Consider the following 24586-nt stretch of genomic DNA (forward strand, 5'->3'; position numbering starts at 1 on the left):
GATGTTCTGCGTGGTGCCGGCCATGTCGCAGCGTCCTCGCCGGGATGCTGTGGCCGAATGTCATCGAGGAGCATGCTCGGGGCAGTCTGCGCACCACCTTGTGGAAGCTGCCGCACGGCGACCGGCCGCTCGTGCGGTGCAGCGGGGAGTCCGTGGCGCTCACCGATGCCCTGCGGGTGGACGCCCAGGCCCTGGCCGAGACGGCGCTCAGCGTCGTGCGCGCGGAGGCTCCACCCCGCACGGCCCCGCGCCACCAGTCCTGCTGGGCGGCGGTGAGCTGCTGCCCGGCTGGAACGAGGAGTGGGTGCTCTTTGAGCGTGAGCGGCTGAACCAGCTGCGGCTGTACGCCGTGGACTCCCTGGTCGACGAGCTGACCCGGCAGGGCAGCCCGGCTCTGGACCTGGAGGCGGCGCATGCGAGCGTACGGATCGAGCCGCTCCGGGAGAGCGCACACCGGGCGGCGCACCCGTCGGAGGACAATGTGGTCGCTGGTTCGTCGAGCCGGCGGTTTACGCATTCGGACGCCGTCGGGTCATGACGGCGCTGCTCGAGTATCTCCGGACGGGCACGGAAGCGGAGCAAGCAGGCGCCAAGCGGGCGTGGCGTGGTACTGCGCCCACGTACCGCTACGTGCAGATCGATCTCCGGCCTATACACCCGGCGGGAGTCGCGATCCAGCCCTGGATGAAACCCGCAACGTCGCGGACGAGTGGCGTGAGGCTTCCGGCGCACAGCTGCGTGAATTGGGCGCCGCACACGACCGCAACGAAGCCTGTCCCGCGCAAGAAACTGCGGGACAGGCTTTAGTTTATGCCCCAATCCGACCTCACAAGCGCCGCTTGTTACACAATTCCAGTGCAATCGACTCCTCCAGCATATTGACAGCACACGAAGTATTCACCACCCAACTCCCACACATCACAACCGTCCTCCCGTTCACTTGGAGTGACGCGCGTTGGACGCCTTCGAAGGCGAGAAGAGGAGGATTGCGCCCAGGAAAGCATCTTAAGCAGGAATGCCAAATCCTGGCGCGCTTCGTCAGGCTGCTTGAACTTGACTCTGACGAGCGGATGTTCATGGTCTTGGCATGGGATATTTTTCAGATGGGTAAATGAATCGACCATTTCGACCGGAAGTTGAAGCCAATTTTCGCACCTAAGCGACGTGGTGAAGTCGACGACCTCCGAAGACCCCTCGACGACCTTCACAATGCCAAAGACTGACACCTCCGCCGGATCGGGCAGCTCAGACAGGGAAAGCATGGACAAAAACTCGCTCGGCTCATGCACGCGCATTTAATGGGCCTCCGACTCATTAGGGATAATTGCAGCCTAGTCGAGCCGCAGATGACGAGCACCCCGGAATAGGCCATTCAGAGCACCGGCTCGGCTTAGCCGAAACCATCCACGGCGCCCGCTGCGAACCGGGTCCGCTCCTTCGTCGCGCAGCGCGGCGATCAGCTTGCTGAACTGACTGAGGTGGGGTCAGCCCGGCGAACGGGGCTATCCAAGCCGACTCCGACGCCGCGATCACAACAGACAAGATCATCTCACCCGTGACCCGCGGTTACGGGACTTCCCAATGCTGATTCAAGCTGATGCCGCGACGGGGAGTGGAATGTGGTAGCTCTCTCTGTCACGGATCATCGCCCATAAGACGTTGACACGTCGGCGTGCGAGGGCAAGGAGGGCCTGTTTGTGCCCCTTCCCTTCATTGCGCTTCCGCTGGTAGTAAGCCTTGGAGGCAGGGCAGGACTTGAGACTGGCCATCGCCGACAAGTACATGGTCCGGAGCAGGCCGCGGTGGTAGCGGCAGGGCCTGCGCAGGTTTCCGCTGACACGACCAGGGTCACGCGGCTGTGGAGCCAGGCCGGCGAAGCCTGCCAGCCGGTCCGCACTGCCGAAGATGGCCAGGTCCCCGCCAGTTGCGGCGATGAACTCGGCACCAAACCGTGCGCCCATACCGGGCAGGCTGCGGATCACCTCGGCGTACGGATGCTCACGAAACCTCGCCTCGATGAGGGCATCAAGCTCCACGATCTCCTCTTCGAGGGCCATCACTGCCTTCGCGAGGCGGACCACCATGGCGGCTGCCAGCTACTCGCCGGGCAACGCGGTGTGCTGGGCCTGCGCTGCCTCCACGGCGGTGCGAGCCAGTGCGGCGGCACCTTTGACCTTGCGGTTCTTCAACCAGGTCTCGATCCGTTTCGCGCCTGCGTGACGGATCGCTGCCGGAGTCTGATATCCCGTCAGGAACATGATCGGGCCCTTATTCGCCAGGTCCAGTGCCCGCTCCAACGCAGGGAAGCAGCAATTGGGCCCGGAGGCGGTTGATCTGGCGGGTGCGGTCGAAGACGAGATCCAGGCGCCGGGTCCTCAGGGTGCGAAGGTCAGTGGCGATCTCATCGCCGGGCCACAGCAGCCCCAGGTCACGGCGGACGCGCGCCTGATCGGCGATGACGAAGGCGTCCTTCGCGTCAGTTTTTCCCTCGCTCCGGTAAGTGGCCGAGGCCCGATGGACCGCAAGGCCGGTGAGATAGGAAATGGACTGGCTGTGGACAGTGAGCAGGCCGATCAGCAGGGCGGCACCACCATGATTGAGGTCGACGGCCCACAGCACATCGTCGGATAACGCCAGCACATCGCCGATCAGCGCCAGCAGCTCAGTCTCGTCGTTGAGGGTCCGGCGCGACAGCAGCCGCTCACCCTTCGCGTTGATCACCACACAGTGGTGATGTGTCTTGCCGATGTCTACACCGGCCCAGATCTCGGGCACGGGCCACCTCCGCCAGCTCGTCGTGCATCGATCCCGCAGACGACCTCGCCGGCGTTGTCCTACAGCAGCGATCGAGTCGCGTCTCCCAATTTGCGGTCGAGTCGTCGCGGAGCTCCGGGCGGCCAAGTCCCGTAAGCCATCCAACGGCTCAGCCTTTACAGCCATACCCGAAGCCCAGCCCCCGGGCCCTCCGATCGTACGAGTGATCGGATCAGACCCATGCCTTGAAAGGTAGGACAGCCTTTAAAGCGCTTTGCAGAACGCCGTGATCAGGGCATTTCCCTTGTATGGGTGGGGCGTTGAGGGCGAGTCGGTCTGGGTGGAGACGTTCACCGGTCTGCGGGTTGAGCAGTTCGGGCGGCTGCTGAGGGCGGTTCGGGAACGTGGTGGTGAGGGGTGCGGGTGGGGTCGTCCGTGGCGGCTTCCGCTGGCCGAGCGGGTGCTGCTGGTGGCTGTCCACTACCGCACGAACCTCACGATGCGGCAGCTCGCCCCGCTGTTCGGTATCTCCCCGGCGACCGTGTGCCGGGTGATCCAGCGGCTGGGGCCGCTGCTCGCGCTCGAGCCGGTACGTGCCCCGCAGGAGGCCGTCGAGCGGTTGTGGATCGTGGACGGCACCCTCGTCCCGGTGTGTGACCGAGGTGTGGGTGCCTCCTCGCGTAACTACCGCTTCTCAGCAAACGTGCACCCATGAGGGCTGGGGGTGTCAAGGCACAGAGTCACCTGTTCCGGCGGCCGGGTTCTCCGTCGGGATGGGGTGACGCTATGGAACGTGGGGACGCGATGCGGTGTCCCGGGGCGTGGTCGGGCGGAGAGGACTCACACGCACCCATTCGGCGCCGGGAATCGGCGCCATGACCGTGGTCCGGGACCGGGCTGCTCATTCAGGTCATCGAGAGCGTCGTTGGCGTCTCATGCACATTCTCGAGCGCACCCGGGGCTTGCGTCCTTCCCCGCAGGCGGCGTTGGTCGGTCATGGCAAGGAGCACGGCTCCGTTGTGTCACGCGCCGCCTCGTCGGCCTCACGCAGCACGTGGTAGGCGCGGGTGAGGAGTTTGCGAACGACCGCGATGATGGCGATCTTCTTGCCGCGGCGGTGGGCGATACGTGCGTAGAAGTCGATGTAGTCCGGGCTCCGTTTCGCGACGTGTGCGGCTTCGCACATGATCCAGCGCAACCACGGGTCGCCCTGTTTGGAGATGTGTCCGTAGCGCACGGTACGGTCCGAACCGCGCACCGTTGGGGTGAGCCCGGCCCACGAGGCCAGCTTGCGGGCCGACCCGAACCGGGACACATCGCCGACCTCCGCCAGGATGATCAGTGCGGTAAGCCGGCCGATGCCGGGCAGGGCCGTGAGAGCCTTCACCCGCGGGTCCGCCTTGGCCGTCTGCGTCAGCGCGGTGTCGAGACGGTCTATGACCTGCTGCAGCGCATCAATCGTCTCCAGCAAGTCAGCGACCACCATGTGCGCGGCCGCCGGCAGCGGCAGCTCATGCATCCATGCACGGCCCCGAGCACTCCAGCAGTTGCGTGCCGCGCCCTTGCGGTCGAAGCCGTGATCGGCGAGCACCGCGTGGATCCGGTTGCGCAGCAATGTGCGCAACCGCACCAACTGGGCGCGATGGCGCAGGATTGTGCGCTGCTGGCGGACGTGCGGCGGGGCAATCCACGCCTCCGGAAGCAAGTCCGCCCGCAGCAGGTGCGCAAGGGTCTCGGCGTCAACCTTGTCGTTCTTCAGTCGGGCGGCCGCGATCGCCCTGCACTGCAGCGGGTGCGCCAAGTGCGGTTCGAAGCCCTGGTCCTGGAGCAGCTCGAGCAGCCAGCCCCAGCCGAAGGCCGCCTCGAAAGCAACCGGCGTGCCGACGGGCAGGTCGCCGATCACCTCCCGCAGCGTCTCACGCCCGTTGGGCACGTTCCGATTCACCGCCGTACGACCGCCACCGTCCATCACGGCGATCTGCGACCGGCGGCGATGCACGTCGATCCCTACGTATGCCTGCATCTCGGGCCCTCTTCGACCCGGCTCCCCGAGCCCATCTTCCCGCCGGACCGCCTCCTGGGGAGCCCCGGCCCTCATAGGGTCCTACCTTCTTGATCGGGTTGGACGGGCCAGTCGTAAGGTCCAGAGATCCAGAGACACCGGGTATGGCTCTCATAGGGTTGCCCCCGATGGTTCACCTGACCTGGCCGCCGGTGTCTCACGACGACCTCGGCCACTGATTAGGAGCTGCGGGCCCCTGGGGTGCATCGCTGAGTAGGACCACGTCGGCGCGGTCGTCGTCGTAACGCACGTGTACATCGAACGACCGGAGGAACCCGTGGCCCGAATCTGGGCAGGGACAGACATCGGCAAGACCCACCACCACTGCGTGGTGCTGGACAGTGAAGGCAACCGGCTGCTGTCCCGGCGGGTACTGAACGACGAGCCGGAGCTGCTGGCCCTGCTCGCCGAAGTCCTGGTCCTGGACGAAGACGTCGTCTGGGCGGTCGACGTCGCCGATGGCATGGCCGCCTTGTGGATCAACATCCTGCTCAACCACGGCCAGCAGCTCGTCTACATACCCGGCCTCGTGGTCAACCGCGCCTCTGCCGGCTACCGCGGAACCGGCAAGACCGACGCCAAGGACGCCACCGTCATCGCCGATCAGGCCCGGATGCGCCGGGACCTGACCATCCTGCGGCCGGAGGACGAACAGGTCGTCGAACTGCGCATCCTCACCAACCGGCGGGCCGACCTCGTCGCCGACCGCACCCGGAAGACCAACCGCCTGCGCGGCCAACTTGCCGGCATCTTCCCCGCGTTGGAGCGGGCGCTGGAACTGGGCAATCTCGGCCCACTGGTCCTGCTGAGCGGCTACCAGACCCCCGCCGCCCTGCGCCGGATCGGCCGCAGACGTCTGGAAACCTGGTTGCGCAGCCGCAAGGTCCGCGGCGCCGAGCCCCTGGCCGCGGCCGCGCTGGAGGCGGCCGAGCGCCAGCACACCGCCCTGCCCGGGGAGAAGGTCACCGCCCAGGTGGTCCGCACTCTGGCGAAGGAGATACGGGACCTGTGCGAGGAGATCGCCGAGATCGACAAGCTCATCGAGGCCCGGTTCCGCGCCCACGACTTGGCCGAGGTGATCGGCAGCGTGCCCGGCATCGGACCGCTGCTGGGCGCGGAGTTCCTGGCTGCCACGGCCGGCGACCTCCGCCGCTTCGGCACCCCGGATCGGCTGGCCAGCCTCGCCGGAGTCGCCCCCGTGCCCCGCGACTCCGGCCGGGTCAGCGGCAACCTGCACCGGCCCCGCCGCTACGACCGCGGACTGCAACGCCTCTTCTACACCTCCGCGCTCGTCAGCATCCGTACCTGCGACGCCTCCCGCCGCTTCTACGAGCGCAAGCGCGCCGAGGGCAAGCGGCACACCCAGGCCGTCCTCGCCTTGGCCCGGCGACGCGTGAACGTCCTGTGGGCCCTCATCCGTGACGGACGGTGCTACGACCCAGCAGTCCCCGTCACTGCTGCGGCTTGACAACCTCATTAGGAGGTCAGGTCATCGTGGACGCGGACACTCGGCTGGTGATCGCAGCCGCCCGCCCGGTGCCGGGCACCACCGCGGACGCTCACGCCTGGCGGAAGTCCGGGCTGAGCATCCACTGCCAGGGCGTGACCGTGCTCGGCGACGGCGCCTACCTCAACTGCGGGATGGCGGTCCCGCACCGCAAACGCCCGGGACGGGCTCTGCTCCCGGGTGAGGAGGACGACAACGCCGAGCACCGCAGGGTCCGCGCCCGCGTGGAACATGTCATCGGCCGGATGAAAAACTACAAGATCCTCCGCGACTGCCGGCAGCGCGGCAGCGGCCTCCATCACGCGGTCCAGGCCGTCGCCCGCATGCACAACCTCGCCCTGGCCGCATGACCAAACACGCCAACAACCCAGCTCAGGCTGCCTGATCACGGCCTTGTGCAACTCGCTTTACGACCTCGTGCACGGTGAGCCGTGGATCGTCGAGGGTGTGGTGCTGGCAGCGGGTTAGGCTGGAAAGCCGCGGGAGAGGATGGCGGTCCGCTGGTGTGAGAGCAGTCCAGCGACGGCTTGGACTATGTCGCTCATGTGCTCCCGACGGCCAAGATGGCGGGCAAGAGCCCGCCAGTTCTTCAAGTGCGCGATGCCATGCTCGACCCGGATGCGCCGTGAAGAGTGTGCTTTGCGCTGGAGTTCGTGCCGCTCCTCATACCAGGCGGGAGCGTTCTTCTTGAACTTGCGGTGTGGTGGTGTGACCACCCGTCCGCCGGTCTGCGCTCCCATACCCTGATAGCCGGCGTTCGCGAGGATCTCCATGAACGGGCCGTCGGACAGGAGCTTGACCAGTCCGAGCTGTCGGGCCTGGGTGACGTCGGCGCAGCTGCCCGGCCGGACCGGGCTGCAGCACAGCAGCCGCCCATCGGCGTCCGTGAGGACCATGGACTTCACGGCATTCTGCTTGGTCTTGCCGGATACGAATTTGTCCCGGTCCTGGCGGCCTGCGGCTGGGCGTCGCACGCGGATCTCCGTGCCATCGATGATCCCGGTCTGGCCGTCGGCACCCAGGTGCTCGATGACCTCGGCGAGAGTGCACAGGCGGATGCCCGGTGCGACGGTGCAGCCCCGCTGGGCGAGCAGGGGCCGTACCCCGCCGATGGCGCGGGTGATGGTGGAGCGGTCCACGCCGAACCAGCAAGCTAGCACGTCATGAGTGGTGCCATGGCGCAGACTCACCAGGGTGGCCAGCAGCCGGTCGACGAAGACGAACTTGTGCTTCGCTCCGGCTCCTACAGCCCGCCGCCGTGGCCGAGCCGTGAGCCGAGCCTGATGCTGCTCGTGCCACAACGGCCGCACCTCAGCGATGAGTTCTGCGATGACATCCGGCGTCAGCCCAGTGACCCGGTACTCCGCCACGATCAACTCACGCGCCCCAGCCCCGCCATGCACGGTTCAACGAGCCACCTGAGCGACGAGCCACGGCCAACCGTGCACGAGGTCGTTAGGAACAAGTTGAGGGGCTGCCAGCATGACACGGCCGTCCCTCATACGTGAAAGGTAGTCACTTCGGCAGCACGGAGGATGCGACGAGCGCTCCCAGAGCTGCACCAGCGATGGCCCCGGCGCTTCCACCGACTCCAGCCCCGGCGGCTGCACCAAGTGCCGCGCCACCGGCGACACCAACGTCCCTCCAACTTCTCTCAATGCCAAGGCCAGGACCAAGAGTTGCGCCGATCATGCCGCACAGCGAGGGGGACCCGTCAGGGGTGACGGCTGGCGGGATGTTTGCTCGAGTGCCAGCGGACGCACCTAGCAGCGTCTGCACATCACCCTCGTCAAGCACCCCGACTTCCTTGAGCCCGTTGAGCGTCGCCTCGAAGTGCTTCTTCTGAACCTCTGGGGGGGCCGCCTTGAGGAGTTCCAGTTCGCGTGTGACCGAGCGGATGATCCACGGCAGCTTGTCGCACCAGGGGGTGGGCCACCAAGGGATGGGCCGCGGGATATTGTCCCACGGAGACGGGTAAGGCAGATAATCCCCGCTGGGTTCGGGCCGAAGCGGGCCGTCGGTGGGCTGAGGCCGCCCGGTGACTTCGTTTGGCATTGTCGTTCTCCTTCGGCATGACTTGCCTTGTTCGACGGCGTAAGACCCAGCGCCTGTGGCTGACTTGCTGAGATAGCTGGCAACGCCATCTGAGACTTCCCACTTGTTATGTTGCGCCTTTGCAGCTACGTGCGCATCTGCAGAAACATTTGAGGGTTGCTAGGGCTAGGGCGCCTCCATCCGTCTGGCGGAGTGATGGGACGCAGCCCGTACGGGGCCTGGATCACGGCAATCGCCTGCTCGTTCCGGCTTCAACTGTCAGTTGCACGCAGTCCCTCCACCGCGAGCGCCGCCGGGACGGTGCGCTCGGCCCTGTTCACAGGGGAACGCGCCACGCCCCTGCTTTGATGGATGTTCAGCGCACTACGCAGTTGCCGACCTCATCGCCGGGGGGCAGGGATCGCCAGCGCCGTCGATGCTCGCGACACGCTGGTGTCCGAGGCACCGGTGGAGCAGTCCAAAAGCGAAGCCGGTTCCGGACGCAAGTTCGGATGCTGTACTGCCGCGCTAGGCGTGGAACGTCGGCAACTCGGGTTTCTGGCAGCCCCGTCGCCGCTGCCAGAAGGAGTGCTCAGGCCAGCGGCATTCTGCCGCGTAAACCTCTTCGTGGTGATGTGTGTACGCCGCCGCGACGCCGTCAAAGAGGTCTGTTAGGCCGGTACGTGCTCCGGAGTGCAGGGCGATGAGGATGCCCTGGGAGGAGAGGGGATCGCAGGCGACGCAGCGTCTCCCGCGGCGAAGCAACCGTGGTCGCAGTATGGGGCCAGGCGTGCTCTGTGGCAGGTACCCACTGGGGGTGGGAGGATCGAAGAGGCCAGCGTCGGTTAGTCGGCCACGCACGTGCCGCGTGCTCGCGACGGCCCTTGCGAATCCCTTCGGCGTGCGCAGAGCGGCGTCGGCGAGGGGTCGATATCGGTCAGGTAGACCACCGTCCGGCCACCGGGAACCAGCGTGGTGTATCACCAGCCTCCAGCGACCGCCTCGACCAGGATTCTCGTTTCCCGGTCGGCTCCCCGAGGCACGGAGCCTGTCGGCGAGGCAGCAGTATGTGCGCGGCCACCAACCGGCCTTGGCGCAGGCGGACCGCCCGGCGTCGTGCGAGGATGGCACGTCGGCCCGTCGCGTCGACAGCAAGGCACAGCGCAGCTCCTGCGCGCCGTATCTCTCGCGCATCCGCGGAATCTACGACCCGTCCCTCGAGCAGTTCCGCACCCGCCTCACGCAGCGATGCGTCGCACCGTAGCCGGTCCAATTACCATCCCGCACCATACGAATCCTGCACAGGCCCGTGTTCGTGTACTCGGGTGATCCCCAGGACCCGTACATCCCGGTACACCGCAAGTGCGGAGTGGGAGCGAAGACGGGCCACAGCCCCAGGTCGTGCGGAGCGGTGGTACCGCGCACACGAGTGTGCTGCCCGTACGCTCTTCATCCTGACCCAGGTGACCACGGTGGGCCACCGGACGAGGCCCTGTGACGTGCTACGGATTCCAGGCTCGGCCGGTCGCTCACCTACTCCGAGCCAGAGGGCGGCCTGCACTCCGATCGCTGGAATTCTCGCGCAAACCCGTTAGCGCACGACCCTTCGAGGAAGGTTCAGCGGGAAAGACGCCGAGCCTTTGATGGAGGAGTGGTTCCATTGCCTGAGATCGTAAAACTGCAGCCAGAGAACGGTGACGGCTATCTGCCACCCATGTGCTACATCAAGTTCAGCCAAGAGGAGTTCCCGACGTTCCTCACGAACCCCGTAGGCACGCTTAGGGAGCTTGGCTTCGCGGTGAACAACGTGTCAGTCGTTGTGAAAGACCATGTCTGGGACACCAGGAAGCAGACGTGGATCACTGACCAGGACGATCCAGTCGTCCGGGATTTGCCTGAGTCCAGCAGCTGGGGGTGGATCTGCGGATACCAGGACGAACAGTGTGTGTGCGAAAGAGTCCTCATGTAGTCCCAGCTGACGACCCATAGCATTGAATTTGAGCCGAAGCCCTCGGTGGTCGAAAGCGGCATGCCAAGTCCACGTCGACCGCCAGCGGCTTCGGCTTACCCCAGCTGGCTTTATGGGTTTTACTGAGCGTTTTCAGCATTGCCTCTCCACTGTGAAGACGGCAGCGGCGATGACGGTCATGCGGTTGGGGCTGCAGCGGGCTCTGTGGAAGATCCGCCAGGATTTCAGTCTCGCGACGCTTCGTTCGACCGGTGCTCGTGCCGCTGACAGGCCCCGGTTGATCGTCCGCTGGGTCGCGGTGAGGTCCTGGTGTGGAAGACGTCTGATCGGTGTGGTCACCCAGAGGCCGGCCCGGATGTAGGCGCGGTCGGCGAGGACGGGCACGCCCTGGCGTTCGCAGATCCGGATGATGCGGTGGGTGCGGGCCGCGGTCAGGTCGTGGGTGCGGCCGGGCAGTGCGGGCGAGATCCACAGCAGCTTGCCCGCAGGGTCGGCCACGACCTGCACGTTCACGCCCTGGCGGCGGTGCTTGTGGGAGAAATCGGCCCGGCTGTCACCGACCCGGTCGCACTCAGCGAGCGTGCCGTCGTGCAGGACGTACTCGGGATCGGTCTCCCGCAGGACCCACAGCAGGCCGTGTGCCCGCCGGGAGAGGTGGTCGACGACGGCGGTGACGTAGGCATGGGCAGTGCCGACGGATATGCCGAACCCGGTGGCGATCTGCGTGAGCGGGCCGTGCCGCCGGAGGTACACCAGGGCGACGAGAGCACGCTGGTGGGGCGGAAGCTTGCAGCGGCGGTCACCCTCGCGGGTGACGATGAGCATCGCGACCCCTTAAGCATGCTGGTGGTCCGGGAGGACTGGGTGTGGCTGATGGTGGCCTGCCATTGATGGCTTTGAGTGAGTGGCCGCCCGGTCCTTCGGGACGCTCCGGCTGCTGATACGAAAATCCCTCCTCGATGCAGGTCAGCGTGCTTCATGTGGCTCCCACTGGTTGGAGACTGACCTGGAAGCCGAGGTGGTTGAGCTGGCTGACCAGGCGGCGGGTTGCCCGGGTCTTGCCGGTGCGTTCGAGGAAGTAGTCGCCGCCGAGGTCGGCGTACTCCTTGTCGTGGGTGAACATCTGCCAGATTGAGACGATGATCGAGTGCTGCAGGGCGACCAGGGCCCGGCGGCGGCCGCGGCGGCCGACCAGGCGTCGGTAGCGGGCGGCGAGGTAGGTGGCCTTGGTGCGGCAGACCGAGATCGCGGCCTGGCCGAGCACCCCCTTCAGCCACGGATCACCGGGCCGAGTCCTGCCGGAAGGGCTCTTGCCCGCGGACTCGTGGTTGCCCGGACACAGCCCCGCCCACGAGGCGAGGTGACCTGCGGAGGGGAAGCGAGTGATGTCCGCACCGATCTCGGCGAGGATCACCTCGGCGGTGTGCGCGCTCACCCTGGGGATGGTGGCCAGCAGTTCGACCTGGCGCTGGAACGAACGGACATGTGCCTCGATCCGGGCGTTGAGCCGCCGTTCCATGGCGGTGGCCTCGTCGATCCGGTCCAGCATGGTCCGCGCCAAGAGCGCGTGGTGATCGGTGAAGTAGCCGGTCAGCGCCTCGACCAGGACCTCACGCCGGGTCCTGAGGTTCGGGGCGGCCAGCTCGGCCAGCACCTTCGGATCACGCGTGCCGCCGATCAGCGCCTCAAGCATCCGGCGTCCGGAGACACCGAGGAAGTCGGACACCACCGAGGTGAGCTTGATCCCGCAGTCCTCCAGCAGGTTCTGCAACCGCTGGGGCTCGCGGGCGCGTCCTCGCGTCCCGCTACAAACGCATCGCCATCCGCCGCGGCAAGAAGCGGGCCCTGGTCGCCCTCGGCCACACCATCCTGACCTCGATCTGGCACATGCTCACCAACGACGCCGAGTACGCCGACCTCGGAGCGGACTACTTCCTCCAACGAACCGGCCGGGCCGCCAGACGCGGCGCCTGGTCAGCCAGCTCAACATGCTCGGCTATCAAGTGCCCCTCCAATTAGCGGAACCGATCTGAACTGCGGCGTTGGGGGGTTTCGAATCAGACTCACTCGACCAAGGTGTGAGGCAGGCCGAGTGAGGCAGGATAGGGAACCAACGAGGCTCCTGCGCTGATGAGTTGAGACGTCGAACACCTCTCTCAACGGCGCAGGAGCCTTGCCCGTTGCGGAAGACCACCCCGTCACCCAACCGGTGGCCACTCTGAAAACGCTCACTGACCCAGGGAGCCCGCCGGAGGGGGATTGGTCTCATTCACAATGCGCAGCATTTCGGCAGAAGGCGCAAACTGCTTCGTCACGATTTGTGGGCAGCGCCGGCACATATCCGCACCCTCCTCATGAAACCAGCGACACTGCGCCCGGATCGGACACTTGGGCAGGTTGACGACCACTTCATCCAACAGCACTGTGCTGCGCGCGGCGATTTGACAAGCTGCATTCCTAAAGTGAATGCAGCCACCGGCACGGCACGTGGCTGCGAACCGAAAGGCCTCGGTGGGAGCTACAGGTCCGGCCATATCGATGAGCTCGGGAGTCACCGGCATCGCAATTTCGGTTGGAATGATTCGCGGCTCATCCGCCGTTCCGGACAAAACTCCGATAAGAACCGCCTCGGGATGCGCAGGCGCGCTGGGGCAGAGAAGCTCTGCGTCGTTTCTGTCCGTTTCGTCGTGCGACTCCAATGCTACCGACCAGGCTGGTACGGCTCGATACTCCTCACCTGGAATCCGCCTGTGGCCGCATTTCGCTCCAGCATCACTTCGAAGAGTGCGTCGGGAAAATATCCGGCTACGACAGGTCCGCGGGACTCGATGTCACCAGGGATGTTCCGGGCGGCGAGTGCGATCGCCACGCCCTCGGCGGCAGCCCTTGCGATATGTTCTGGAGCGATTCTTTCGGCGCTCATCCATCCTCCGGTCGATGTGGCGTATGCCCCAGGATTTAGGGGCAGCGCCGTCATTTCACCAGTCAGATCAGACGGCAACAAGGTGCCGCGCCGATGCGTGATCTGATATTGCGTCCGTACGCTGCACCTGCGCGATATGCGTGCACGTGCTTCGCTGCCTCCGGATCGGCCTCCAGAAGGCCACTGCGTCCGTTATTTGCAAGAAATCCTGCCTTAAGTGCCGCAACCAGGACACAGCCGCGCCACTCGGACGGCGTTCTCCTACTGGTGCGGAGGCACCGAAGGGGTGCTGAGTACACGCATGCTGCCTTTCCCTCGATCAGGTAAAAGATGCCCATCGGCGTGCGGCGAGCCCCGAATGGTGGACATGGATACCGGAGGCTACGAGAGCTGACGTACGCCGCCCCGGGCGGGCACGCCTACATCGGCCGCCGGTTGTGTCTGCCCGCGGCCTGGAAATGGATTGCGTGCGCACGCCGCTACGATGCGGTTCCAACTCAGTCCGCTGCCTGGAACATAGGCCCGAAAGGTGGAAGGGGACTGGCCAATCGCAGTCGGTCAGGTACCAGCAGACCATCTCGCCGAGCAGGAACGGGCAAAGGTCCACGTCGTGGGTCGCCTCGCTGTCGGTCGAGGCAACGGCCTCCAAAGGCTCTCGCGCGTCCCGTGCCAGCCGGGACCGCCCGCCCCTCCGCTCCAGGGACTTTTCAGGGACTTTCAGCCTGTCCGAGGGACTTCCACGGGACTTTCCGCCGCGTAACGCGGCAAGCCCCCGAAAGACTGGAAAGGGCCTCCGTCCCAGATCAGAGGCCCTTTCCAAGGCAAAGCCGCAGGTAGCGGCAGACGAGTCGGGCTATACGCCGGGTTCTGTTCCCAGGGCCCCTCACGGAACCCCGGGCGACGGCCATCCATCTAGGACCGGCGTTGCCGCCGGCCTCCTGCGGTCTACCCGCGGACTCGGGCGGGCAGCCCTCGAACGTCCGCGCAGGGTCGCCCCTCTTTCGAGAAGGCGGCCCCTCTTGACCTTGCTCCGGGTGGGGTTTACCTAGCTGCCCAGGTCACCCTGGGCACTGGTGGTCTCTTACACCACCGTTTCACCCTTACCGAGGGCCTGGACCCCCGGCGGTTTGCTTTCTGTGGCACTGTCCCGCGGGTCACCCCGGGTGGCCGTTAGCCACCACCCTGCCCTGTGGAGCCCGGACGTTCCTCGGGGAGCCCCCTGGGGGTACTCCACGCGGCCGCCCGCCCGGCTCGTCTGCCGTGTCGACCATGGTACCGGGAGCGGGCCGAGGGTCGCTCCCGGGCCGTCGCCTCCATCATTCGGGGGCCGTCGCCCCCCATCCTTCCGGGCCGTCGCCCCCCTCAGAGGAAGTCCGCCGTCTCCAGTTCGAAGGCGAAGGGTTCCGGGAGGGCGAGGGGCTTGCCGAGCGGGCGCGTGCAGTGCTCTCGGTAGTCGTCCTTCTCCGGATCGCTGAACAGCGTGACCGACGAGGCCTCACGATCGACGAGCAGGTAGAGCGGGATGCCGCCGCGGGCATAGCACCGGCGTTTCGCCTCGCGGTCGGCCTGGGGCTTGGTGGACGTCACCTCGAGGACCATGGCGACGCCGTCGCAGGGCATCCAGGAGTCGGCACCCCGGTAGAGGCGCAGCTTCCTGGGAGCGAACGTGCCGTCCGGGATCACGTGATCCTTCGGGCAGCCGCCCCCGCTCTTCAGCTTCAGCCCCTTGTTCCCGGAGAACTGCATGTCGGTCCGGGATCGTCTGTACACCTGGTTCACGATCAGCTCGATGTAGTCCTCGTGATCCCCGTCCGGCGGCGGCGTCACAACGATCTCCCCCTCGATCAGCTCGGCCCGGAAACCCTCCGGTGTCTCCAGGGCGAGAAAGCCCTCCAGCAGGACGTCTTCCTGCGTGAGCGGCTCATGGGCCATGGCAGTCATGTCACGCCCCTCCTTCTGTCGCCCGTCAGACTGGGACATCGGAAGATCACCTGTCCGTGAGATCGGGATCCGTTCCCTCGATCGTGGCACACCAGCAGAGCCGCCGTCAGGCGGCAAGCCGGGCCCTTGACCCTGCCGCGACGTCAACGTCTCTACTGATCCCATGCGGATCGGAGAACTCGCCGCCGCCGTCGGCGTCACCACGCGGACCGTGCGGCACTACCACCATCAGGGGCTGCTGCCCGAGCCCGAGCGGCGTCCGAACGGCTACCGGGATTACACCCTGCGGCATGCCGTCGTCCTTGCCCGGATCCGGCGGCTGACCGAGTTGGGGCTGGGGCTCGCGGAGGTGCGGGACGTGCTCGCCGAGGATGCCGGGAAGGATCTCGTCGAGGTGCTCACCGAGCTGGATGAGGATCTTGCCCGGCAGGAGGCGGCGATCCGGGAGCGGCGGGCCCGGCTTCGGGGGCTGCTGGAGGCGGAGGAGTTGCCCGCGGAGGGGCCCGTCTCGCCCGAGCTGAGTGAGTTGTTCGCCCGGACCGGGCGGCTGTCCGAGCTGTCCGGCCTGTCCGACTCCCCCATGGCCGCCAAGGACCGGGAGATCCTCGCGCTGCTCGACACGGCGGCGTCGCCGGAGGTCCGGGAGCAGTTGATGTCCCTGTGGAGCGGTGCGCTGGGGAGTCCGGATGCCGTGGCGCGGGCGCACGAGGCGTATGCGCTGCTCGACGCCCTCGCCGATGCCGAGCCCGACGACCCGCGGGTGACCGAGGCGGCCCGGCTGCTCGCCGAGCTGATCCCCCGCGAACTGATCACGGAGGCCGACATCGACCAGGACAACAGCTTCCTGCGCGCCTTCTACGCCGACTTCGCCCCGGCACAGGCGGAGGCGATCCGCCGTGCCTTGCGGTCGCTCATGGAGGAGGGATCGTGACAGCCGTACGCACGCTGGTCCGGCATGAACTGCGGCTGTTGGTCTGCCTCGTGCTCTGGGTGGCCCGGCGTCGGCACGTCACGGATGGCGGGCTCGCCTTCGGCTATGCGCGCGGGCAGGGGCCGGTGATGTTCGGGTTCGCCTTCGTGTGCGTGGTCGAGTCGGTGACCATGTCGGTGCTGCTGCGGGACTTCCCCACCGTGCACCGGGTGTGGCTCGCACTCGATGTGTACACCGTCGTGATCACCATCGGACTGCACGCCGCCTCCGTCGTACGGCCACACGTGCTCGACTCCGGCTTCCTGCGCGTCCGGCGTGGCGTCCACGTCGACCTGCGCATACCGCTGGAGAAGGTCGTGAGCGTGCGGCGCGAGCTGCGTACCACCCATGAGCGGGCCGAGGGGGAACTCGACGTCGCCGTGGGCTCGCAGACCTCCGTCACGCTTCAACTCGGCGAGAGCGTCCCCCACTTCACCTTCCTCGGCCGTCGGCGCGACGTCCACCTCGTCCGCTTCCACGCCGACGACGCCGACCACCTCGTAAGGGAAATCCGGGAGATCCGCGAGATCCGCGAGATCCGCGAGATCACAGCCGTCACGTCGGCGCGGACCGCGCCTTCCCCGCTCCCGGATCGGCCCGCGTGAGCCGCGCCCAGCCGGTCAGGCGAGCGCGAAGCTCACCGTCGGGGCCTTCATGTCCGCCCGGGTGAGGCGGACGGGGCGGCGCTCGCCGAGGGAGTCCTCGGTCGTTCCCGTGATGTCGCCGATGACCGCCGGGGACGCCAGTTGTACGACGCCGGGTTCCACTTTTCCGTCGTGCCCGGGGTGCTCCCGCTCGACCACGCAGCCCTCGAAGACCTCGCCGACCCGGTCCTTGAGCACGGCGGCCTCCACGAGGTCGACGCACTTGCGCTCGATGCTGCCCGCGCGCCCGCCGCTCTCGGCCATCCGCCGCCGCACGGTTTCGAGCCCGGCGAGCACCCAGGCGGGCGGCTCCCGGCCGGCGACGGCGGCGAGGCAGATCTCGGCGGCGTACCGGTCGACGAGGCGCCGCAGCGGGGCCGTGCAGTGCGCGTAGGGCGCGGCGACGGCGGCGTGTGTGGGGTGCGGTGGCAGGTTGCCGCCTTTGAAGACGGTGTACTCGGCGCGGTTCATCAGCCCGGTGCACGCCTGGAGGAAGGCCGCGTGCCGCGGCTCGGCCGGGTCGAGGGAGCGCACCAGTTGCGCGTACGAGACATGGTGCGGCCAGTCGATGTGCAGGGCGTGCGCGGTACGGCGCAGCTCGTCGAGCTTGCCGGCCGTGGTCGGTGCCTGGGTGCGCAGGATGCCCGTGCCGTGCGCCAGCATCAGCTGGGCGGCGGCCATGCCGGTGAGCAGGGAGAGCTGCTCGTTCCAGCCCTCGACCGGGAGCGGGACGCGGTAGGTCAGCTCGTAGCTGTGGTCCCGTTCGACGATCTCCTGCTCGGGGACGCTCAGTGAGATGCCGCCGCGTTCGATCTCCAGCTGTTCGCGCAGCAGGCCGATCGTCTTCAACAGGACCAGCGGCTCCTCCGCCGTACCGGCGTCGATCCGCGCCTGCACGCCCGCGTAGTCGAGCCTGGCCCGGCTGCGCACCAGGGCGCGGCGGACGTCGACGGCGATCGTACGGCCGCTCGCATCGAGGTCGACGGTCCACAGCGCGGCCGGGCGGGTCCGCTCGGGCAGCAGGCTCGCGGCGTCCTCGCTGAGCAGCTGCGGGTGCAGCGGGATGCGGAGGTCGGGGAAGTACAGGGTCATCACCCGCCGGTGCGCCTCCTCGTCCAGCGGCCCGCCGGGTACGACGAAGGCGGCGACGTCGGCGATGGCGTACCGCACGCGGTAGCCGGTGCCCTGCCGGGACAGGTGCATCGCCTGGTCCAGGTCGGTGGAGCCGGGCGGGTCGATGGTGAAGAAGGGGACGTCGGTGGCGTCGTGCTCCGGCAGCGCCGGCGCCTTCGCGGCCTGCTCGGCGGCCGCGAGCACCTCGGGCGGGAAGCCGGCGGGGACCTTGAGCTTGGTGCGCAGCGCGGCGAGCGCGGCCCGCAGCGGGCCCTCGGGGGCGCCGGTCACGCGGATGGGGCGGCGAGGCATACGACGAGCGTAGGGCGAGGACCGCCCAGCGGCACGCCGTACCCTGTGGCGGAGTTCGACTGAAGGAGTACGTGTGCTTGTCCTGCTGCCGCCTTCCGAAGGCAAGGCCTCGTCCGGTCGGGGTGCGCCGCTGAAGCTGGAGTCGTTGTCCCTGCCCGGGCTGAGCGAGGCCCGTGAGGCCGTGCTGAGCGAGCTGGTCGAGCTGTGCGGCGGCGACGAGGACAAGGCGCGGGACGTACTCGGGCTGAGTGAGGGGCTGCGTGGCGAGGTCGCCAAGAACGCCGGGCTGCGGACGGCGGGGGCGCGGCCGGCCGGGGAGATCTACACCGGTGTGCTGTACGACGCCCTGGACCTGGCGTCGCTGGACGCGGCGGCGAAGAAGCGGGCGGCCCGGTCGCTGCTCGTCTTCTCGGGGCTCTGGGGCGCGGTGCGCGTCAACGACCGCATCCCCTCCTACCGCTGCTCGATGGGCGTGAAGCTGCCCGCCCTCGGTGCGCTCGGCGCGTACTGGCGGGCGCCGATGGCGGACGTGCTGCCCGAGGCCGCCGGGGACGGGCTGGTACTCGATCTGCGGTCGTCGGCCTACGCGGCGGCGTGGAAGCCGAAGGGCGAGGTGGCCGTGCGGACGGCGACGGTACGGGTGCTGCACGCGCCGACCCGGAAGGTCGTCAGCCACTTCAACAAGGCGACGAAGGGGCGGATCGTACGGAGTCTGCTGACGGCGGGGGCGGCTCCCGACGGGCCGGCCGAGCTGGTCGAGGCGCTGCGGGACCTCGGGTACGAGGTGGAGGTGGCGGCGCCGGCCAAGGCCGGGAAGGCGTGGACGCTGGATGTGCTGGTGACGGAGGTTCACTGAGCCCGACCGTCCGCCCGTCCATCCATCGCCCGTCCATCCATCGCCCGTCCATCCATCGCCCGTCCATCCATCGCCCGTCCGTCCATCCATCCGCCCGTCCATTCATTGCAACATGCGCAATGACCTTTGCGCATACTGTTCAGCAGACGGCAGGATGAGGCCATGGCCTCTCCCCTGCCCTCTCCCCTGCCTGCCTCCGTGCTGGATCTCGCCCCCGTGGTTCCCGTCGTCGTCGTCGAAGACGCCTCCGACGCCGTACCGCTGGCGCGGGCGCTGGTCGCGGGTGGGCTGCCCGCGATCGAGGTGACGTTGCGGACGCCGGCCGGACTGGCGGCGATCCGGGAGATCGCGGACGCCGTACCGGACGCGGTGGTCGGGGCCGGCACGGTGATCACGCCGGAGCAGGTAAGGGAGTCGGTCGCCGCGGGGGCCGGTTTTCTGGTCAGCCCCGGCTGGACGGACGTACTCCTGGAGGCCATGCGTGCGTCGGGGGTGCCGTGTCTGCCGGGGGTGTCGACCACGTCCGAGGTGGTGGCGCTGTTGGAGCGCGGGGTGCGGGAGATGAAGTTCTTCCCGGCGGAGGCGGCGGGCGGTACGGCGTATCTCAAGTCGCTGTACGGGCCGTTGCCGCAGGCTCGGTTCTGCCCGACGGGCGGGATCGGACCCGCGACCGCCCCCGACTACCTCGCCCTGCCCAACGTCGGCTGCGTCGGCGGGAGTTGGATGCTTCCGGCGGACGCGGTGGCCGCGCGCGACTGGGGGCGGGTCGAGGCGCTGGCGCGGGAGGCGGCGGGGCTCAGGACCGACGGCTCCCAGGGGTCAGGCGCGCAGGTGTGACGTGTCGTTGAAGAGCCGTACGCTCGCGTTGCCGTCGGCGTAGTACGCCACCGCCGAGAGGGAGGCCGCCGCGAGTTCCATGCGGAACAGGGACTCGGCCGGGGCGCCCAGGGCGAGGCGTACGAACGTCTTGATCGGGGTGACGTGCGAGACGAGGAGGACCGTGCGGCCGGTGTACGCCGCGATCAGCTTGTCGCGGGTGGCGGCGATACGGGTGGCGGTCGCCGCGAAGCTCTCGCCGTCGCCGGTGGGGCGGGCCTCCGGGTCGGCCAGCCAGGCGTTGAGGTCGTCGGGGTAGCGGTCGCGGACCTCGCCGAAGGTGAGCCCCTCCCAGGCGCCGAAGTCGGTCTCGCGCAGGCCCTCGTCGATGGTCACGTCGAGGCCGAGGCGGGCGGCGACGATGCCCGCGGTCTCCCGGGTACGGGTGAGCGGCGACGCCACGATGGCCTGGATGGTGCCGCGCCGGGCGAGGGCGGCGCCCACGCGCTCGGCCTGCTCCCGGCCGACGTCGGAGAGGGACGGGTCCGTACCGCCGCTGCCGGAGAACCGCTTCTGGGGGGTGAGGGGCGTCTCCCCGTGCCGCAGCAGCACGAAGGTGGCCGGCGCCCCCATGTCGGCTGGAGCCCAGCCGGACGAGGGCGCGGCCACGGTACGCGCGGCCCTGACATCGGCCTCCGCCTTCGCGGCGGCCTCTGCCGACGGACCGGACGGCTCAGGCTCCGCCGCGGTGCCCGCGACCTCCTCGGTGCCTGCGATCCCCTCGGCCCCTGCGACCGCCTCCGTCACCGCGACCGCCTCCACCTCCGTCACCGACGCCGCCTCCGTCACCGCGGCCAGCGCAGCCCTCGCGTCGGCCGCCTCCAGTTCCGCCGTGGAGGCCGCCGCCGACCACTGCTCCCCCCGCTTCCCGGCGTCCATCGCCTCGTTGGCCAGCCGGTCCGCGTGCTTGTTCTGCTCCCGGGGGATCCACTCGTACGTCACCTGCGTCGCCGGCAGGATCCGCGCCGCCTCGAACGCCAGCGGCTTCATGTCGGGGTGCTTGATCTTCCAGCGGCCCGACATCTGCTCGATGACCAGCTTGGAGTCCATACGGACGTGGACCGTGGCCGTCGGATCCAGCTCACGTGCGGCACGCAGGCCGGCGAGCAGGCCCCGGTACTCGGCGACGTTGTTCGTGGCGATGCCGATGTACTCGGCCCGCTCGGCCAGCGTCTGGCCCGTGGCCGCGTCGACGACCACGGCACCGTAGCCCGCCGGCCCCGGGTTGCCCCGTGAACCGCCGTCGGCCTCGACGATGAACTCCCGCACGAGCAACGCCCCTTACGTACCGAACTACCGAACTACCGAACGCACCGAGTCCTACAGGCCCGACTCCGCCGTACGCACCAGAATCCGGCGGCAGTTCTCGCACCGCACCACCGTGTTCGGCGCCGCCGCGCGGATCTCGCTCAGCTCGGTGATGGCGAGCTCCTGGCGGCAGCCCTGGCAGGTGCGCTGGTACAGCTTGGCCGCGCCGATGCCGCCCTGCTGCTGGCGCAGCTTGTCGTAGAGCCCCAGAAGGTCGGCCGGGACGGCGGCCGCGATGACCTCGCGCTCCTTCGTCACCGACGCCACCTCGCCGTCGATCTCCTCGAACGCGGCGCCCCGGCGGGCGGTCGCGTCGTCGATCTTCGACTCGACGGACCCGACGCGCTCGGTCAGTTCGGCGACCCGCTCCTGCGCGGACTCACGGCGCTCCATGACCTCCAGGACGATGTCCTCCAGGTCGCCCTGGCGCTTGGCGAGGGAGGCGATCTCGTGCTGGAGGTTCTCCAGGTCCTTCGGGGAGGTGATGGCGCCGGAGTCCAGGCGCTGCTGGTCGCGGGCGGCGCGCTGGCGCACCTGGTCCACGTCCTGCTCGGCCTTGGTCTGCTCGCGGGCGCAGTCGCTCTCCTCGGTCTGCGCGGCCACGAGCAGGTCACGCAGCTGCGTGTGGTCCTTGCTCAGCGTCTCGATCTCGGCGTGCTCCGGCAGCGACCTCCGCTTGTGCGCGAGCTGCTGGAGACGGACGTCGAGGGCCTGGACGTCGAGGAGGCGGATCTGGTCGGCGGGCTCGGCGTTCAGTTGGGGGCTCCAGATGTGTCCGTGGTGGTGGATGCCGCGTGGGCGGTCCAGGGGTCGGTGACCGTCTTCGAGACGTGGACGCGCAGGTCCCATCCGTTGCGGTCGGAGATCTCGTCGAGCTGGGCGGCGGCCAGCTCGCACCAGGGCCATTCGGTGGCCCAGTGCGCCGCGTCGAGCAGCGCGAGAGGACTGTGGGCGACGGCCTCGGACGCCGGGTGGTGGCGGAGGTCCGCGGTGAGGAAGGCGTCGACGCCGGCGGCGCGCACCTGGTCGAAGAGGCTGTCGCCGGAACCGCCGCTGACGGCGATCGTGCGGACCGTCGCCTCGGGGTCGCCGGCCACGCGGATGCCCTGTGCGGTGGCGGGCAGCCGTTCGGCGGCGCGGGCGGCGAGTTCGCGCAGGGTGAGGGGGTGGTCGAGCTCGCAGATACGGCCCAGGCCCCGGCGGCCCTCCGGGTCGGTCGCGTCGGGCACCAGCGGTCGCACGACCCGCAGGTCGAGCGCGCCGGCCAGCGCGTCGCTGACTCCCGGGTCGGCGGTGTCCGCGTTGGTGTGCGCGACGTGCAGCGCGATGTCGTTCTTGATCAGGGTGTGGACGACCCGCCCCTTGAAGGTGGAGGCCGCGACCGTCGTCGTACCGCGCAGGTAGAGCGGGTGGTGGGTGACCAGCAGGTCGGCGCCCAGCTTCACCGCCTCGTCCACGATCTCCTGGACCGGGTCGACGGCGAACAGGACCCGGGAGACCTCCTGGTCGGGGTCGCCCACGACGGTGCCGACCGCGTCCCAGGACTCGGCCCGCTCGGCGGGCCACAGGTTCTCCAGCGCGGCGATGACTTCAGACAGACGGGGCACGGGAGCAAGGCTACCTGGCTGGTCCGTACGGCTGTACCGGTGCCGGAGCCGCCGGTGTCCTGCGCGGATCGCGTCCTCGGCCGACCTCTGGCCGACCCCTGGTCGTTCCGTGGCCGCGACCGGCCCCGCTCAGCACAATCCCCCCGTTTCCTCAGGCGAATCGTTCCTCGGCCACCCCTTTGTGTGAAAGGGGGACTCCGGTGATGCCACGCCTGTGCGTGCGAAAACTAGCTTCGTCACTGGAGGTGACCGGACCATGACGGCCTGTGCAATCGAGCCCGCGGCGGAGCATGAGGACGACGATGTGCCTCGGGCGGTATGCACCATCACGGCGGACGGTTCCTACGCCGCCCGCCTCGCGCTGGACGGCGACTGCTGGTTCCCGGAGCGCTGGACCCTGGACGGCCCCGAGCCCTACGCCGTACCGCTGCCCGCCCACCAGCCGGAGGAGCCCGGCACCGAGGTGCAGCCCATGGGTGACGGACGGGTCCTCATCCGCCGCCCCACCGACGGACGGCACATCTTCTCGCTGCTCTACCCGACCGGTCCCGGCACCGGTGAGCTGCTGCTGGGCGCGGTCCAGTGCCCGGAGGAGGGGGCCCGGCTGCGGATGCTGCCCCCGGCGCCGGGCGGCGACAAGGCGTACGCCCTCGCGGTGGGCCGGCGCTCCAGCGCGGTGTGGCTGGTGGCGGGGGGCGCCTTCGGGCCCGAGCTTCTCGCGGAGATCCCGGGGCGCTGCTCGGGCGGGGTGTGGCTGGACCGGGGCGGGCGGATGCTGGCGCTCGACCGGGAGTCCGGGGGCCGCACGAAGGCCGTCGTGGTCGATCTGGAGCGGGGCGGCGAGGTCTCGCCGCTGCTGCAGATCGCGGACGACAGCGTCGACCGGCTGCTGCTCGCCGACCCGGACAGCGGGCTGCTGCTGATCCGGTCGGACGCTCCCTCGCCGGGGCGGGAACGGCTGGGCTGGGGGGTGCTGGGCAGCGCCCTGCCGGTGCGCTTCCCGGAGTGTCTGCGGGTGCCCGACTGCGCGGTGACGCCGTTCGCGATCCAGCCGGGGCAGGTACTGACGCCGGAGAGCTGCGGGGTGGCGCTGCGCATCGACGGCCCGGTCGGGAGCTGGGTGGGTGTGTGGCGGCCCGCCGAGCGCCGGGTACGTCATCTTCCGGCGCCCGAGGGGTGGTTGGCGGGGGCGGGGTGGTGGACGCGGGCGGGTGTGCTGCAACTGCCGTACACGACGAGGGCGGTGCCCTGTGGGGTAGCGCGTTGGGAAGCGCCCCAAAGGGGCGCGAGTCCGGATTCGAATTGCGGCTACCGCCGCGCAGGCGCGACAAGCCACGACGGCGCCGCGGAGGGCCAACGACATGACGCGGCACCCACAGAGCCCTCCTCACCGCCGGAGGCCCCCGCGGCGACGCGTCCCGTGCCGTTGCAGCAAGCGCCGTTGGGCGGTCTTGTAACGAAGTAGTGGCGGTTGGTGTGGCCGCCTGGATTCGGCCCGTGGTCGTCTGGTTAAACTCGCCCGGCTGTAAGAAAGATCATGTTGACGGGGTGAGTTTTCCGATGAGTAACGCCAGCACGACCCAGCCGGGGCCGGCCGACGTTCACGACGTTCAGAAGGCCTCCGGCCACGGCAGGCACCGGGGTCCCGTCTCGGCCCACGACAGCGAGGCGGCTCCCCGCGGCCGTCACCGCAAGCCGGTCGAGGAGACT

At 68.6% G+C, this 24586-nt stretch carries 20 protein-coding genes, 1 other RNA gene and 3 pseudogenes; 11 read left to right on the forward strand and 13 right to left on the reverse strand.

What is annotated here, in order from left to right; genetic code table 11:
- The first annotated feature begins 44 nt into the window (after window positions 1-44).
- Window positions 45-329, forward strand: coding sequence for a hypothetical protein (locus ACIREI_RS05910; protein WP_403327758.1), 285 nt, complete (start codon window positions 45-47; stop codon window positions 327-329).
- Window positions 305-538 (forward strand): hypothetical protein, encoded by a 234-nt coding sequence (locus tag ACIREI_RS05915; RefSeq protein ID WP_403327760.1) that lies wholly within the window; start codon window positions 305-307, stop codon window positions 536-538. Before ACIREI_RS05910 ends, ACIREI_RS05915 begins: the two co-directional genes overlap by 25 nt.
- Window positions 539-842: 304 nt before the next feature.
- Here the strand turns inward: ACIREI_RS05915 and ACIREI_RS05920 are convergent, their stop codons facing one another.
- Both ACIREI_RS05920 and ACIREI_RS05925 read right to left on the reverse strand, forming a co-directional pair.
- Window positions 843-1295: a hypothetical protein gene (locus tag ACIREI_RS05920; RefSeq protein WP_403327762.1), complete on the reverse strand. Its 453-nt coding sequence runs from the start codon at window positions 1293-1295 to the stop codon at window positions 843-845.
- Between the two features lie 294 nt (window positions 1296-1589).
- A pseudogene (locus tag ACIREI_RS05925) lies at window positions 1590-2775 on the reverse strand (IS110 family transposase).
- 287 nt (window positions 2776-3062) lie between these two features.
- Here ACIREI_RS05925 and ACIREI_RS05930 point away from each other — a divergent pair.
- Window positions 3063-3460, forward strand: a pseudogene (locus ACIREI_RS05930) (transposase family protein); the annotation flags it as partial.
- 288 nt (window positions 3461-3748) lie between these two features.
- Here ACIREI_RS05930 and ACIREI_RS05935 read toward each other — a convergent pair.
- A complete protein-coding gene (locus ACIREI_RS05935; protein WP_403327763.1) occupies window positions 3749-4777 on the reverse strand; it encodes an IS110 family transposase in 1029 nt (342 codons plus the stop codon).
- A gap of 316 nt (window positions 4778-5093) precedes the next feature.
- On the opposite strand from ACIREI_RS05935, the gene ACIREI_RS05940 reads away from it, so the two are divergent.
- On the forward strand, window positions 5094-6284 hold the full coding sequence (locus tag ACIREI_RS05940; protein ID WP_403327765.1) for an IS110 family transposase: 1191 nt from the start codon (window positions 5094-5096) through the stop codon (window positions 6282-6284).
- A 17-nt stretch (window positions 6285-6301) separates the two neighbouring features.
- Window positions 6302-6673: pseudogene (locus ACIREI_RS05945) on the forward strand (transposase family protein); the annotation flags it as partial.
- A gap of 114 nt (window positions 6674-6787) precedes the next feature.
- Here the strand turns inward: ACIREI_RS05945 and ACIREI_RS05950 are convergent.
- Both ACIREI_RS05950 and ACIREI_RS05955 read right to left on the reverse strand, forming a co-directional pair.
- A complete protein-coding gene (locus ACIREI_RS05950) occupies window positions 6788-7693 on the reverse strand; it encodes a transposase family protein (RefSeq protein ID WP_403327767.1) in 906 nt (301 codons plus the stop codon).
- 145 nt (window positions 7694-7838) lie between these two features.
- On the reverse strand, window positions 7839-8378 hold the full coding sequence (locus tag ACIREI_RS05955; RefSeq protein ID WP_403327769.1) for a hypothetical protein: 540 nt from the start codon (window positions 8376-8378) through the stop codon (window positions 7839-7841).
- A 1639-nt stretch (window positions 8379-10017) separates the two neighbouring features.
- Here ACIREI_RS05955 and ACIREI_RS05960 point away from each other — a divergent pair.
- A complete protein-coding gene (locus tag ACIREI_RS05960) occupies window positions 10018-10326 on the forward strand; it encodes a hypothetical protein (protein WP_403327771.1) in 309 nt (102 codons plus the stop codon).
- 132 nt (window positions 10327-10458) lie between these two features.
- Here ACIREI_RS05960 and ACIREI_RS05965 read toward each other — a convergent pair whose 3' ends face one another.
- From ACIREI_RS05965 to ACIREI_RS05980, 4 genes are all read right to left on the reverse strand, one after another.
- Entirely contained in the window at window positions 10459-11151 is a 693-nt protein-coding gene (locus ACIREI_RS05965) for a transposase family protein (protein WP_403327773.1), read from the reverse strand.
- A 151-nt stretch (window positions 11152-11302) separates the two neighbouring features.
- A complete protein-coding gene (locus tag ACIREI_RS05970; protein ID WP_403327775.1) occupies window positions 11303-12097 on the reverse strand; it encodes a transposase in 795 nt (264 codons plus the stop codon).
- Between the two features lie 1992 nt (window positions 12098-14089).
- Window positions 14090-14503, reverse strand: an RNA gene (rnpB, locus tag ACIREI_RS05975) — RNase P RNA component class A.
- A gap of 108 nt (window positions 14504-14611) precedes the next feature.
- A complete protein-coding gene (locus tag ACIREI_RS05980) occupies window positions 14612-15190 on the reverse strand; it encodes a Uma2 family endonuclease (protein WP_403327777.1) in 579 nt (192 codons plus the stop codon).
- Between the two features lie 163 nt (window positions 15191-15353).
- On the opposite strand from ACIREI_RS05980, the gene ACIREI_RS05985 reads away from it, so the two are divergent.
- Both ACIREI_RS05985 and ACIREI_RS05990 read left to right on the forward strand, forming a co-directional pair.
- Window positions 15354-16121, forward strand: a complete 768-nt coding sequence (locus tag ACIREI_RS05985; RefSeq protein WP_403327779.1) for a MerR family transcriptional regulator — start codon at window positions 15354-15356, stop codon at window positions 16119-16121.
- Window positions 16118-16765, forward strand: a complete 648-nt coding sequence (locus ACIREI_RS05990) for a hypothetical protein (RefSeq protein ID WP_403327781.1) — start codon at window positions 16118-16120, stop codon at window positions 16763-16765. The genes ACIREI_RS05985 and ACIREI_RS05990 overlap by 4 nt, the downstream gene beginning before the upstream one ends.
- A gap of 15 nt (window positions 16766-16780) precedes the next feature.
- Here the strand turns inward: ACIREI_RS05990 and ACIREI_RS05995 are convergent, their stop codons facing one another.
- Window positions 16781-18229, reverse strand: coding sequence for an RNB domain-containing ribonuclease (locus ACIREI_RS05995; protein WP_403327783.1), 1449 nt, complete (start codon window positions 18227-18229; stop codon window positions 16781-16783).
- A gap of 73 nt (window positions 18230-18302) precedes the next feature.
- Between ACIREI_RS05995 and yaaA the strand changes: the two genes are divergently transcribed.
- Both yaaA and eda read left to right on the forward strand, forming a co-directional pair.
- Window positions 18303-19085, forward strand: a complete 783-nt coding sequence (gene yaaA, locus ACIREI_RS06000) for a peroxide stress protein YaaA (RefSeq protein ID WP_403327785.1) — start codon at window positions 18303-18305, stop codon at window positions 19083-19085.
- A gap of 162 nt (window positions 19086-19247) precedes the next feature.
- Window positions 19248-19922, forward strand: coding sequence for a bifunctional 4-hydroxy-2-oxoglutarate aldolase/2-dehydro-3-deoxy-phosphogluconate aldolase (gene eda, locus ACIREI_RS06005; RefSeq protein WP_403327787.1), 675 nt, complete (start codon window positions 19248-19250; stop codon window positions 19920-19922).
- On the opposite strand, the gene ACIREI_RS06010 is transcribed toward eda, so the two are convergent.
- Genes ACIREI_RS06010 through ACIREI_RS06020 form a run of 3 tightly spaced genes read right to left on the reverse strand, consistent with a single transcriptional unit; the run spans window position 19905 to window position 22876 of the window.
- Window positions 19905-21230, reverse strand: coding sequence for a bifunctional RNase H/acid phosphatase (locus tag ACIREI_RS06010; protein WP_403327789.1), 1326 nt, complete (start codon window positions 21228-21230; stop codon window positions 19905-19907). The two genes, eda and ACIREI_RS06010, sit on opposite strands and share 18 nt — an antisense overlap.
- 51 nt (window positions 21231-21281) lie before the next feature.
- Window positions 21282-22025: a zinc ribbon domain-containing protein gene (locus tag ACIREI_RS06015; RefSeq protein WP_403328059.1), complete on the reverse strand. Its 744-nt coding sequence runs from the start codon at window positions 22023-22025 to the stop codon at window positions 21282-21284.
- Window positions 22022-22876, reverse strand: a complete 855-nt coding sequence (locus tag ACIREI_RS06020) for a Nif3-like dinuclear metal center hexameric protein (protein WP_403327791.1) — start codon at window positions 22874-22876, stop codon at window positions 22022-22024. The genes ACIREI_RS06015 and ACIREI_RS06020 overlap by 4 nt, the downstream gene beginning before the upstream one ends.
- Window positions 22877-23132: 256 nt before the next feature.
- Between ACIREI_RS06020 and ACIREI_RS06025 the strand changes: the two genes are divergently transcribed.
- Window positions 23133-24341: a hypothetical protein gene (locus tag ACIREI_RS06025; protein WP_403327792.1), complete on the forward strand. Its 1209-nt coding sequence runs from the start codon at window positions 23133-23135 to the stop codon at window positions 24339-24341.
- Window positions 24342-24586: the final 245 nt, after the last annotated feature.

Origin of the sequence: Streptomyces sp. NPDC093591, assembly GCF_044764885.1 — a bacterium.
Lineage (GTDB): Bacteria > Actinomycetota > Actinomycetes > Streptomycetales > Streptomycetaceae > Streptomyces.